This is a genomic window from Lactobacillus sp. B4005 (genome assembly GCF_026536045.1).
Lineage (GTDB): Bacteria > Bacillota > Bacilli > Lactobacillales > Lactobacillaceae > Lactobacillus > Lactobacillus panisapium.
This window is the reverse complement of record NZ_JAFNOZ010000002.1, coordinates 1-13550: the sequence shown is the minus strand read 5'-3', so window position 1 is coordinate 13550 and position 13550 is coordinate 1. Positions and strand designations below refer to the sequence as shown.

The following is a 13550-nucleotide window of genomic DNA, read 5'->3' as shown; positions in this document are numbered from 1 at the left end:
AAAAGAGAAAAACAATGAAAATTTTAGTAACAGGTTTTGATCCTTTTGGTGATGATAAGATTAATCCAGCTATTGAGGCTGTTAAGGGCTTACCCGATCAGATTGCTGGAGCCGAAATCGTTAAGGTAGAAATTCCAACAGTGTTTGGTGATTGTGCAACTGTTGTTCATGATGCCATTGTGCGGGAAAAGCCAGATTATGTTTTAAATATTGGCCAAGCTGGCGGTCGGTTTGCCTTAACTCCTGAACGGGTAGCCATCAATTTTGATGATGGTCGAATTGCTGACAATAAGGGTTATCAGCCCATTGCTACGCCAATTCATGAAGACGGACAGAATGCTTACTTTACACAATTGCCAGTTAAAGCAATGGTTAAGGCTATTCGTGAAGCAGGCTTGCCAGCACTTGTTTCAACAACAGCTGGGACATTCGTTTGCAACCATATTATGTATCAAGTTCAATATATGATTGACAAAGAATTCCATGACTTAAAAGCAGGTTTCATGCACATTCCGTTTTTACCAGAGCAAGTCGTTGCTCGTCCTGAAACACCAAGTCTTAGTTTAGCAGATGATGTTAAGGGAATTACGGCCGCAATTACTGCAATCGTTGAAATGGACGGCAAACCTGATTTGCAAAGTGTTGAAGGTCATATTGCTTAATTCTAATCTTACTTTGTGAAAGCTAGAAGATAGCCATTTTGCATTTTTAATTAATAGAAAAAATAAGATCGTTTAATTGCGGTCTTTTTTCTTTTGAATCGGTGTTTAGCGTATAATGATAAAAGTAAAGTAGAAAAAAAGAGGAATAAATGGCGAAAGCAAACTTAACTCCAATGATGGAGCAATATCATGAAATTAAAAAGCAATATCCCGATGCTTTTCTTTTTTATCGCGTCGGTGATTTTTACGAATTATTTGAGGATGATGCGGTTAAGGGTGCCCAGATTCTTGAGCTGACTTTAACTCACCGGTCTAACAAAACTGAGAATCCAATCCCAATGGCTGGAGTCCCTCACGTTGCGGTTGATTCTTATGTGGACACCTTAGTTGAAAAGGGCTATAAAGTTGCACTTTGTGAACAATTAGAGGATCCCAAAGAGGCTAAGGGAATGGTTAAGCGGGGAATTATTCAGCTAGTAACCCCTGGAACCTTAATGAACGATAAGCCAAGTGAGGCCAAGGAATCTAATTACTTAACTTCCGTTGTAACCACCAAGAACTGCTTTGGCTTAGCATACAGTGACTTATCAACCGGTGAAATCTTTGCTACCCACTTAAAAACTTTTGCAGCAGTTTCTAATGAATTGTTGTCGTTGAGGACGCGAGAAGTTGTCTATAATGGTCATCTTAATGCATCTGACAGTGATTTTTTACATAAAGCTAATATTACTGTTTCAGAGCCAGCAGAGTTGACCGGTAAGCATGCGGAAATATCTTATGCCCAGCAAAATTTGACTAATCAGGCTGAAAAAGATGCGGTTAAGCAGCTTGTAGGCTATTTACTCCAGACTCAAAGACGTAGCTTAGCGCACTTGCAAATTGCTAAAAGCTATGAAGTAAGCCAATATTTACAGATGTCGCATACTGTACGCGATAATTTGGAACTGACTGCTTCAGCTAAGACTGGTAAGAAGATGGGCTCGTTATTTTGGGTGCTCGATAAAACGCATACTGCAATGGGTGGGCGGCTATTAAAGCAGTGGCTTGCTCGACCATTATTATCTGTAGAGGAATTAACTAAGCGGCAAGAAATGGTTCAGGCCTTGCTTGATGGCTACTTTACCCGTGAAAATGTGAATGACGCGCTAAAGGGTGTTTATGATCTAGAGCGTTTAACTGGTCGGATTGCCTTTGGTAATGTCAATGCCAGGGAATTATTACAGCTTGCTCATTCACTTCAAGCCGTACCGTCTATTTTAAGTTCGTTAAAAGAGTCTGATAGTGCTATTTTGCAAAAATTTGCGTCAGAGATTGACCCTTTAAGTGGAATTGCCGATTTGATCAGTTCTACAATTGTGGATCAGCCACCAGTTTTAACAACTGAAGGGGGACTTATTCGCAATAATGTTGACCAACAACTAGATCGTTACCGGGATGCCATGAATAATGGTAAAAAGTGGCTAACTGAGATGGAGCAAACCGAACGACAAAAAACGGGAATTGATAACCTTAAAGTCGGTTACAACAAGGTTTTTGGCTACTATATCCAAGTAACAAATTCGAATAAAAATAAGGTACCACTTGATCGCTATACCAGAAAGCAAACCTTGACAAACGCTGAGCGCTACATTACGCCTGAACTTAAGGAACACGAAAACTTAATTTTAGAAGCCCAAACTAAGTCAACTGATCTGGAATACGAGTTATTTGTTAAATTGCGTGAGGAAGTAAAGAAATATATTTCTGCTCTGCAAAAACTAGCTGGTCAAATTGCTGCTTTAGATGTTTTTTGTTCCTTTGCCCAAGTAGCTGAAGAAAATAATTATTGCCGACCAAAATTTCACACATCTAATCAGGATGTTAAAGTTGTTTTAGGCAGGCACCCAGTTGTTGAAAAGGTAATGAAGGCTGGTTCGTACATCCCCAATGATGTCAGACTTGACCAAGATACGGATATTTACTTAATTACTGGTCCTAATATGTCCGGTAAAAGTACATATATGCGGCAAATGGCTTTAATTGCAGTGATGGCCCAAGTAGGCTCTTTTGTTCCTGCCGATAGTGCTGAGCTGCCAATTTTTGATCAGATTTTTACCAGAATTGGTGCTGCTGATGACTTAATTTCTGGACAAAGTACTTTTATGGTTGAAATGACTGAGGCAAACGAAGCTTTACAAAATGCCACTAAGAGAAGTCTGGTCTTATTTGATGAAATTGGTCGTGGGACAGCCACCTATGATGGAATGGCTTTAGCTGGCGCAATTGTGCAGTATTTGCATGATGAAGTAGGGGCAAAAGTGTTATTTGCAACGCACTTCCATGAACTGACTGATCTTGAACAAACATTGCCAAGGCTAAAGAACATTCATGTTGGTGCAACTGAAGAAAACGGTAAACTAATTTTTCTCCATAAAATTTTGCCAGGCCCAGCTGACCAAAGTTACGGTATTCATGTTGCTCAACTTGCTGGCTTACCCCGCAAGGTTTTACGCAAAGCAACAAAATTGTTAAACCGTCTAGAAGCCCAAGGCAGCAATTTAGGACCGACCTCGGCACAGCTTGATTTATTTAGTAGCAATGAGAAGCCAGAAACTGTGACAGATCAGGAGCTGGCACCAAGTACTGAAACTGAATTGTCGGACAAGGAAAAAGATGTTTTGGATGAAATATCTAATCTGTATTTAGCTGATCAAACGCCGCTTCAAGTTATGCAACTGGTGAAAAACTGGCAAGATGATTTAAAGGATGAGAAATAATCATGGCCCAAATTCACGAATTATCGGTTAATCTGTCTAATCAAATCGCGGCTGGAGAAGTAATTGAACGTCCAGCAAGTGTAGTTAAGGAATTGCTGGAAAATGCAATTGATGCTAAAAGTACTCGAATTCGGATTGATTTTATTGATGCCGGTTTAAAACAAATTATTGTTCAGGATAACGGAACGGGGATACCAAGTGATCAGATTGATCTTGCTTTTACTCGGCATGCTACAAGTAAAATAAGTAATGAGCATGATTTGTTTAATGTTGGCACACTTGGCTTTCGGGGTGAAGCCCTGGCATCAATCGCAGCCGTAAGTCATGTTGAGATCTTAACTAATTCCGGTGGAGCTAGTGGCACGCGGGCTGAATTTGCGGCTGGCGTTAAAAAAGCACAAGAAGAAGCGGCAGCTACTAAGGGCACGCAAATCACAGTTAAAGATTTATTTTACAATACGCCCGCTAGGCTTAAATACCTGCGTAGCCCCAGAACCGAAATTATGAAAATTGTTGATATCGTCAACCGCATAGCTTTGGGTTACCCTGATATCGCGCTAACGCTAATGAATGAAGGGCGTGTATTGCTGCGAACAGCGGGCAATGGCAATCTGCAACAAACTGTTTCAAGTGTCTATGGGCGTTCAATTGCTGAAAAAATGCTGCCATTTAAGAGTAGCGACAATGATTTTGAAGTAACCGGATTAATTTCCAAGCCGGGTTTAACGAGATCGACACGCAATTTTATCTCAATTTTGCTTAACGGCCGCTATATCAATAATTTTCAGCTAGCTACCGCGGTAATGGATGGTTATGGTACTAACTTGGCGGCAAAGCATTATCCAATCGCTGTGATCAAGATTAAAGTTGACCCATTATTAGTTGATGTCAACGTTCATCCTACCAAAAAAGAGGTGCGCTTATCTAAGGAAACCGAACTCAGTCGGTTAATCACTAATGCAATTAGTAGCGCTCTTTTAGCCAAGGATGTTCAAGCCGATGCCATTGGCAATTTGACTAACACCAAAGAAGAAACGCGAATGGATCAGTTGAAATTCAACCTCAATAAAAATGTGGTTGAAACAAAGAGACCTGACCAGGCTGAAAATACTCGCGATGAAGTTCATGAAACTGAACCGGCTGCGATTGAGTCAGTTGCACCATCAAAGTATGTCGACTTAAATATTCCCCGAGAAGATGATCGTTATTTAGTTACGAAAACGTGGCCAGAAAATGTGAACCAGCAAGTACAACTTACGCCTTTTTCACATTCAGATTTACACGAGGATGTAATTTCTACCGGGGATGAATTACTTGCTAGCAGCTTACCCGAGCTAAGTTTAGTAGGTCAAACTAATACTTATTTGATTGCTGTCAGTGGGGAAGACCTTTACTTAATTGATCAGGTTGCAGCACGAAGATTGCTTGCTTTTAAAAAAATAAGCCGTGAAATTGCAGGACAAAAAATTAACCAACAAGGTTTGCTAACGCCAATGATTCTGGAATTTGGCAGTCTAGATTTTATTCAGATCAAAGATCAATTAGAAGAAATCAAGCAAATTGGGCTGTTTCTTGAGGAATTTGGCCAAGATACCTTTATTCTACGTTCATATCCTACTTGGCTTGAAGGCGATATTGAGCATTCTGTCAGGGCAATTTTGGACAGTTACCTCAACGTTGATCAAACTGATTCGGCCAACTTGATTAAACGAATTGCCAGTGAGCAGGCACAGAGGATTGTTCCGGGTAAAAAGAAACTATCAAGTGCTGAGTGTGGCGATCTACTGACCAATCTGCGTCAGGTCAATGACCCATATCATGATGCTAAAGGAAATGTGGTTATTGTCCGGTTACGCGAAAATGACTTACGCAAAATGTTTAAAAAGGATGAATAAAGCATGTACGAATATTTGGCAGGAATAATAACGGTGATTAAACCTGACTACATTGTTATTGACGTTAATGGTGTGGGCTATAAAGTGTATAGTCCGACACCTTTTGCATATCAGGAAAAGCAGAAGGCCCGTGTTTACATTGAGCAAATTGTGCGGGATACCGGCATCACCTTATTTGGTTTTCAAACCGAAGAAGATAAAGGTTTATTCTTAAAATTACTGAGTGTTAGCGGGATTGGACCTAAATCGGCGTTGGCAATTATGGCTGCCGAAAATAGCAATTCGCTAGCTGAAGCAATTGAACAAGGAGAGGTTAAGTACCTGACCCGCTTTCCTGGTGTTGGGAAAAAGACGGCCTCGCAGATTGTGCTAGATCTAAAAGGAAAACTGGGCGATTATGTTCAGCGCGTTGACCAACTTCCTGATCAAGAAATCTCACCAGAGTTAAATGATGCCTTATTGGCCCTTCTGGCTCTGGGCTATACTAAAAAAGAAGTCGATCGCATTACGCCGCTTTTGGCTAAAGAACAAGCGACAACGGCTGATCAATATATTAAAAAGGGTTTGGCCCTTCTCTTAAAGAAGTAATTCTTGTTATAATGGACTTAGTGTTTACTTAAAGGAAGTGAAACAGGTAGTGGACGAAGATAATTCAATTGTTTCTGGCCAAATTCAGGGACCCAAAGAAGAACAGACAGAATTTTCATTACGCCCGCAGAATCTACAAGAGTATTTGGGTCAAGAGCGGGTTAAAAAAGAAATGGCAGTTTATATTAAAGCTGCCAAAAAGCGTGATGAAGCCCTCGACCACGTTTTACTTTATGGCCCACCGGGATTGGGAAAGACGACTCTGGCTTTTGTAATTGCGAATGAATTGGGCGTAAAGTTAAAAAGTACCAGTGGACCAGCAATCGAAAAAGCTGGCGATTTAGTGGCGCTTTTAACCGACCTTGATCCGGGCGACATTTTATTTATTGACGAAATCCACCGCTTACCTAAACCAATAGAAGAAGTTTTGTATTCAGCGATGGAAGACTTTTACGTCGATATCGTGATTGGTGAGGGACAAACAACCCATGCGGTTCATGTTCCGCTACCGCCATTCACATTAGTTGGTGCAACTACACTAGCCGGCCAATTATCAGCACCATTAAGAGATCGTTTTGGGATTGTCGAGCACTTACAATATTATAATGTGACGGAACTTGAAAAAATTATTCAGCGCTCCAGTAGTGTTTTTAATATTGAGATTGCTTCACAAGCTGCACATGAACTGGCAAGAAGGTCACGGGGAACGCCGCGGGTAGCTAACCGCTTATTACGGCGCGTGCGTGATTTTGCACAGGTCAAAGGTGAAGACGTGATTTCTTATGAGACAACAAGAGATTCCTTAAAGCAGTTGCAAGTTGATGATGAAGGATTAGATCAGACAGATCGTAAAATTTTACGGGTAATTATTGAAAATTATCATGGTGGTCCAGTTGGCGTGCGCACAATAGCTGCCAATGCGGGCGAAGATGTCGAAACGGTCGAATCACTATATGAACCTTATTTACTGCAACATGGCTTTTTATTAATGACGCCACGTGGACGAATGGTCACTGAAAAAGCTTATGTGCAATTAGGATTACCAATTCCCGGGCAGTAGTGCAATTCTGCGCTAGTTTTTGTATAATTAAGTAATTGATATTTTTAAGACAATGAGGTGTAAATTTGAATACTTTATTTTTAGCGGCCAATAATGGTAATGGCATGGGTAACATGTGGACAATTATTATTTTTGTTGTGTTAATTGCCCTAATGTACTTCACAATGATTAAGCCGCAGAAAAAGCAACAACAAAAGAAAATGGAAATGATGAATGAGCTTAAAAAAGGCGACAATGTCATCATGATTGATGGTCTGCACGGTAAAGTTGACTCCGTTAATTCTAAGGACAAAACAATTGTTTTGGATGCAGACGGAATTTACCTAACATTTAGCCGGATGGCAGTTCAACAGATAATACCTGCTGCGTCAGAAGCTGAAGAAGCTGCACCAGCTAAAGAAACTGCGGCAGAAGAAAAAACTGCTGCACCTGCCGATAAGCCCGCTCAAAAAGAGCCTGCTGATACGCCAAGCAGTGAAAACAAGGATGATCACTCATCTGAAGAATAATAACTAACAAGATGTCTATAAAAAGGCATCTTTTTTATTGCAGTCGTTTTTTGACTTAAGTTCCACTTATTTTTCTAATAAAGGTTGTTTAAAACTAAAGTTTGACTGGAAAATATTATAAAATAGAGTTAACATACCTGATTTTGGAAAGGATTTTCTCATGAAAAATATACCTGTTATTATGATTATCTTCGGTGGAAGTGGTGATTTGGCCCACCGTAAACTTTACCCTGCGCTGTTTAATTTGTATGAGCAAGGCTTAATTCACGATAACTTTGCTGTTGTTGGTACGGCTAGGCGCCCTTGGTCACATGAGTATCTTCGGCAACAGGTCAGCGATGCCGTTCATGAGACACACGATGAGGTTAATGAAAATGATCTAGCTGCTTTTACTAGTCATTTTTATTACCAGTCCCATGATGTTACCAATGTTGAACACTATGAAACGCTGAAAAATTTAGCTGGCGACCTTGATAATCGATATAGTGCTCAGGGAAACCGCATTTTCTACATGGCAATGGCTCCCCGCTTTTTTGGTACAATTGCGCAGCATATCAACGATCAGAATTTGACTAGCACTGGTTTTAACCGAATAGTAGTAGAAAAGCCATTTGGTCGTGATTTAGCCTCTGCAGAAGAATTGAATAAGCAGATAACTGCTTCATTTGATGAAAATGATATCTTCCGAATTGATCATTATCTTGGTAAGGAAATGGTTCAAAATATTTTGCCGCTTCGTTTTACCAATCCGTTGATAAAAAACATTTGGAATAGTGCCACAATTAAGAATATTCAAGTGACTCTGGCAGAGCATTTGGGAGTTGAGGCCCGTGGTGGCTATTACGAAACCTCTGGTGCTTTGCGTGATATGGTCCAAAACCATATTTTCCAAATCATTACTTTACTAGCGATGCCTGAACCAAAGGATTTAACTTCTAAAAGTATCCATGAGGCTAAGCAGGAATTGCTTGATAGCATGATTGTGCCTGATGAACAAGAGATTGCGCAGCATTTCGTCCGGGGACAATATTTAGGTAGCGATATGACTTTTGGTTACCGGCAAGAACCTAATGTAGCGGAAGACTCGAATACCGAAACTTTTGTCGCTGGCGAAGTGAAATTTAAAAAGGGTCCAGTTGCCAACATGCCAATTTATTTTAGAACTGGAAAAGAATTGCGTGAAAAAACTAACCGAATTGATATTGTGCTCAAACACATCTGTACACCATACGGACAAGCGCACTCCAATAACATTTCGATTATTATTGATCCCGATATGCAGATTTTTATAACGATTAATGGCAAAAAAATCACGGAGCCAGGCATTCGACGTGAAAACCTAGATTACCTGTTTTCCAAGCAAGAGCAAGAAAAGGTACCTGATGGCTATGAACGTCTTCTTCACGACGTTTTTGTCAACGATTCCACCAACTTTACGCACTGGAGTGAATTAAAAAATTACTGGAAATTTATTGACGTTGTTGAAGAAGCATGGCAAAAAGAAAATGAAGAAGGTAAGCAGATAAACCAGTATTTACCGTATCGGATGGGGCCAAAGGCCGCAAATGAGATTTTTGAATCGCCAACTGAACGTTGGATTTATGAATAATTATAGCGACGGCTTGTTGCCGGAAAATGATTTACATCGAAAAATTATTCACGTTGATATGGATGCTTTTTATGCCTCAGTTGAAACACGTGATCATCCTAATTTAAAGAATAAGGCGCTCGTAATCGGACAAGATCCGCGGCAAAATCATGGTCATGGAGTAGTAGCTACGGCCAATTATGTTGCCCGTAAATATGGCGTTCATTCTGCAATGCCATCAATTAAGGCCTTTAGGCTAGTACCGAAAAGCAAACTAGTATTTATGAAACCAGATTTTGCCAAATATCGCCGTGTTTCGGCAGAAATCCATGAAATGATGCATGAAGTTACGGACGTAGTTGAATCAATTGCTCTGGACGAAGCATATCTTGATGTGACTGAGAATAAAATGGGGCAAGATTCCACCGTTCAAATCGCTATTGATTTACAAAATAGAATCAGAAAAGAAGTTGGCCTAAATTGCTCATTCGGGGCAACTTATAATAAATTTCTAGCTAAAATGGGTTCGGAATATTCTAAGCCATTTGGACGGACAATTATTTTGCCTAGTGAGGCACGTGGCTTTTTGGCTCGGCAAAAAATTAGCCGTTTTCATGGCATTGGACCAAAAACAGAGCAGAGACTGGCTGAGCTGGGCGTGTACAATGGCCAAGGCTTGCAGCAAATGCACGTGCGTGAATTAATCAAACATTTTAACCGAATGGGTTATCAGATGGCAAAGCATGCTAATGGGATTGATTTGTCACCTGTTGTGCCCGATGATGAGCGTAATCGAAAATCAATTGGGGTCGAGCGAACATATGAGCCATGTGTATATAATGAGCAGACAGCTTTGACCAATATCAGAAATTATGTTAATGAAGTAGCTAAGAAATTGCAGGAGCTTAATCTGTTTGCTAGTACCGTTGTTTTAAAAATTCGTAATAACGATTTTGAAACTGTTACAAAGAGGCAGAAATTAGAGCATGCAACTAATAATCCATTGGATATTTATGAATCTGCCCGAGACTTATTCAATCCGCTTTCTGAGTCATTTTTAAATGATGGAATAAGACTTTTAGGTGTTACCGCTACCGATTTTACCGAGGCTGAATTTGAAAATATTGCTCTGGATTTATTTTCAAATTAACGAAAAATATCTGTTAAACTAATTGAGTACTTTGAAAATTGTGAAGGAGACAAAATGAACACTTTCCCAAAAATATATGAAAAAATTGAGCAGTATCCGACTATTATTCTGCACCGTCATACTAGTCCAGATCCCGATGCGTTGGGATCACAAGCCGGGCTTGCACGTTCTTTAAGACTTAAATTTCCAGACAAGAAGATCTTGTGTGCAGGTGAAAATGATGAGGGTGATCTAGCTTGGATTAACACCATGGATAAGGTGACTGAAGAAGATTATCAGGGGGCTTTAGTCATTACTACTGATACTAGTAATACGGCTCGAATCGCTAATAAAATGTACAGCAAGGGTGATTTTTTAATTAAAATTGATCATCACCCCGATGTTGAACCATATGCCGATCTAAGTTTTGTTGATGATGAGGCTCCAGCAGCTTCCCAAATCGTGGCCGATTTTATTCTTGAAGAAAATTTGCCGCTGACTGCGGAGGTTGCATATCCGCTATATGCTGGCATTGTCGGCGATACTGGCCGCTTCATGTATCCTGAAACATCGGTGCATACTTTTAACGTTGTTGCCAAACTGACAGCCACTGGGATTAATATTAATGAGATTGCCCGCAATATTAGCGATGTAACCTTTGCGCAGGCAAAACTGCAGGCGGAAGTACTTGAATACATGAAAGTTGATCCGAGTGGGGCAGCATATGCAATATTGTCACGGGATGCATTGCATAAATTAGGCGTGGATTCCGACCAGGCGTCCTGTACGGTATCTACCCCAGGAAGAATTAAAGACATTATTGCTTGGAACGTATTTGTTGAAAAGCCTGATGGCACTTTTAGAGTACATTACCGTTCTAAGGGTCCAATTATTAATGAATTAGCTGCAAAGCATGACGGTGGTGGTCATGCCTTGGCCAGTGGCGCAAATGCTAAAGACATGGACGAAGTTAAGCAAATCTTTGCAGAATTAGTTCAGGTAACTAAGGAATATCAAGAAAAAAATGAATAATATTTTTACCAATGAAAACATTAAGCCAGCGATTAGGCAGGGGTTAGCCAAGATACATTTCACTGAGCCAACAAAGGTGCAGGAAAAGGTAATTCCTGTTTTATTAGCACACAAAAATGCCGTTGTGCAGGCCGTAACCGGTTCAGGTAAGACCCATTCCTTTTTAATTCCGGTTCTAAATGAGATTGACGAAAAGCTTGAGTATCCTCAGGCTATTTTGACTGCACCAAGTCGTGAACTGTCTGAGCAGCTTTACCAAGTTGCCCGTGAGTTACGTGATGCTGCTGGGCTAAATATTTCAATTGCTCATTTTGCCGGCGGCAGTGATCGTGAGCGGCAGCTTAAAAAAATTGACAATCATAAACCGCAAGTAGTTATTGCGACTCCTGGACGTTTACATGATTTTGTTGAAAAGAAAATCTTACTTTTAGATTATGTTAAAGACTTTGTCATTGATGAAGCAGATATGACCTTAGATATGGGCTTTTTAGCCGATATTGATTTTATTGCGCAAAGATTGCCAAAAGACACCACTTTGGCTGCCTTTTCAGCAACGATCCCGGTAAAACTAGCAAACTTCTTGCGCAAATATATGTCTAAGCCGGAGCAAATTGTAATTGATAACCCAGCAGTAATTTCGCCAACCATTAAAAATGATTTACTTGATATTGGCTCCAAAAATAGAAAAGCAGTCCTGCATCAATTGTTAACTTTGGGTCAGCCCTATTTGGCTGTTATTTTTGCTAATACAAAGCAAACCGTTGATGATTTAACCCGCTACTTGCAGGATCAGGGACTAAAAGTGGCGAAAATTCATGGTGGAATCACTGAACGGGAAAGAAAACGGACATTGCGAGAGGTTGAAGCAGGTCAGTATCAGTACGTGGTCGCAACTGATTTGGCTGCACGTGGTTTAGATATTGCTGGTGTCAGCTTAGTCGTTAATTATGAAATTCCCCGTGATTTAGAGTTTGTCATTCACCGTATCGGACGAACTGGCCGGAATGGGTTAGCTGGACATGCCGTTACTTTGATTAAAGTCGAAGAAATGAATCGCATTGCTAGTCTAGAAAGAATGGGGATTCACTTTGATTTTGTTGAAATAAAAAACGGAGAGTTGGTTCCTCGTAAGCATTATCACAGTCGTAATGAGCGAAACAATTCCTCGTACGCAATTGATAATCGGGTAAACGGCTACGTTAAAAAAGCAAAAAAGAAACGTAAACCTGGTTATAAAAAGAAGATTAAACGAGTTATTCAACAAGATAAGGCGCAAAAAAATAAAATTGAACAGCGTCATAAAATTCGAAAAGCAAAAAAGCAACGGAAGAAGCGACGTGAAGATCGCTCATAAAAATAAAAGGCACAATCATCGAAAGACGATTGTGCTTTTTATTATACATAATTATATTTTTTTCTAGCGCTATTAACGGACAGAGAAAGCTTTTTGTCTAAAATTTATTAGTAAAAAGCAATTTTACAATAATTTTTTAATAAAACATATTGTATGATAGCGTTTTTATTGCTATATTATTTATCGTACCATAAGAAAAAGGAAGGACAGAAATGATAAAAAATAAATCTGAAGAAGTTTTATTAGCTAAACTTTCAGGTCACATTGTTAAGAAATATACCGTAGTTGAATTTTGCAAGGAGGCGAAGATTGAGCGAAGCTATTTTTATACACGGTATGAGAATATTTGTGACCTGTTTGCTTCAGTTATGGCCTTGCAGCTCAGACGGGAATTACGTGGCGAGAAAAATGATAAATTAAATAGTATCTTTTTTCAAATGTTAGAAAAAATAAAAAAAGATAAGTATTTTTTCCTAAACATCATCCTTATTTCCAAGGATTCAAATACTTATTTTGAAATCTTACAAAAGGAAATGGCTAACGCAATCGAAAATTACATGCGTCCACGTGGACCTTTTTCCGTAAGACAAGTTAATTTGGTAGCTAGTGGAATATATGCAATTATTTATAATTGGGTATTACATAGATGTAAATACGATATCAGGGATGTGTACCAATGCATTAACTTGCTTTTAAAAAATATTGATCGAACGGAAATAAATCCTAAAAAATAAATTGTAAAGAAAGAATGTTAGCAATAACATTCTTTTTTTTTGTAAAAAAGACTTGCAAAAGTAAAAAAGAGTTGCTAATATTAATAACTGTCGTCGGGCGCAAGGCAAGAGCCAAGCGGAAGAGGGCAAAAAAAATCCGAAAAAACTAGTTGACAACTAAGAGCTAGTTTAGTAAGATAATAAACGCTGTTGTAAAAAAAGCAACAGCGGGGTCAGAAAAAAGTTCTTGACAAGAGGACAAAG

The 13550-nt window shown here is 39.5% G+C and carries 11 protein-coding genes; all 11 read left to right on the top strand.

Features of this window, described 5'->3' with window-relative positions; translation table 11 throughout:
• The first annotated feature begins 14 nt into the window (after positions 1-14).
• Positions 15-662, top strand: a complete 648-nt coding sequence (gene pcp / locus J3U73_RS04430) for a pyroglutamyl-peptidase I (protein ID WP_220219982.1) — start codon at positions 15-17, stop codon at positions 660-662.
• Between the two features lie 173 nt (positions 663-835).
• Positions 836-3418 carry a DNA mismatch repair protein MutS gene (gene mutS, locus J3U73_RS04425; RefSeq protein WP_267410000.1) on the top strand — a complete coding sequence of 861 codons (2583 nt, stop codon included), beginning with the start codon at positions 836-838 and terminating at the stop codon, positions 3416-3418.
• Positions 3419-3420: 2 nt separating this feature from the next.
• Positions 3421-5313, top strand: a complete 1893-nt coding sequence (gene mutL / locus J3U73_RS04420) for a DNA mismatch repair endonuclease MutL (RefSeq protein ID WP_220219981.1) — start codon at positions 3421-3423, stop codon at positions 5311-5313.
• A 3-nt stretch (positions 5314-5316) separates the two neighbouring features.
• The gene (ruvA, locus tag J3U73_RS04415; RefSeq protein WP_267409718.1) at positions 5317-5901 is read left to right on the top strand and encodes a Holliday junction branch migration protein RuvA; all 585 of its coding nucleotides are present in this window, start codon (positions 5317-5319) and stop codon (positions 5899-5901) included.
• 49 nt (positions 5902-5950) lie between these two features.
• Positions 5951-6961: a Holliday junction branch migration DNA helicase RuvB gene (gene ruvB / locus J3U73_RS04410; RefSeq protein ID WP_374106767.1), complete on the top strand. Its 1011-nt coding sequence runs from the start codon at positions 5951-5953 to the stop codon at positions 6959-6961.
• A 65-nt stretch (positions 6962-7026) separates the two neighbouring features.
• Positions 7027-7470 carry a preprotein translocase subunit YajC gene (gene yajC, locus J3U73_RS04405; protein WP_267409717.1) on the top strand — a complete coding sequence of 148 codons (444 nt, stop codon included), beginning with the start codon at positions 7027-7029 and terminating at the stop codon, positions 7468-7470.
• A gap of 160 nt (positions 7471-7630) precedes the next feature.
• Positions 7631-9079, top strand: a complete 1449-nt coding sequence (gene zwf, locus J3U73_RS04400; RefSeq protein WP_220219978.1) for a glucose-6-phosphate dehydrogenase — start codon at positions 7631-7633, stop codon at positions 9077-9079.
• Positions 9072-10208 (top strand): DNA polymerase IV, encoded by a 1137-nt coding sequence (gene dinB / locus J3U73_RS04395; protein ID WP_267409716.1) that lies wholly within the window; start codon positions 9072-9074, stop codon positions 10206-10208. Before zwf ends, dinB begins: the two co-directional genes overlap by 8 nt.
• 54 nt (positions 10209-10262) lie before the next feature.
• Positions 10263-11219 (top strand): DHH family phosphoesterase, encoded by a 957-nt coding sequence (locus J3U73_RS04390; RefSeq protein ID WP_267409714.1) that lies wholly within the window; start codon positions 10263-10265, stop codon positions 11217-11219.
• Positions 11212-12573 (top strand): DEAD/DEAH box helicase, encoded by a 1362-nt coding sequence (locus tag J3U73_RS04385; RefSeq protein ID WP_267409712.1) that lies wholly within the window; start codon positions 11212-11214, stop codon positions 12571-12573. The genes J3U73_RS04390 and J3U73_RS04385 overlap by 8 nt, the downstream gene beginning before the upstream one ends.
• Positions 12574-12785: 212 nt before the next feature.
• Positions 12786-13307 (top strand): hypothetical protein, encoded by a 522-nt coding sequence (locus J3U73_RS04380; RefSeq protein WP_220268295.1) that lies wholly within the window; start codon positions 12786-12788, stop codon positions 13305-13307.
• The last annotated feature ends 243 nt before the right edge of the window (positions 13308-13550 follow it).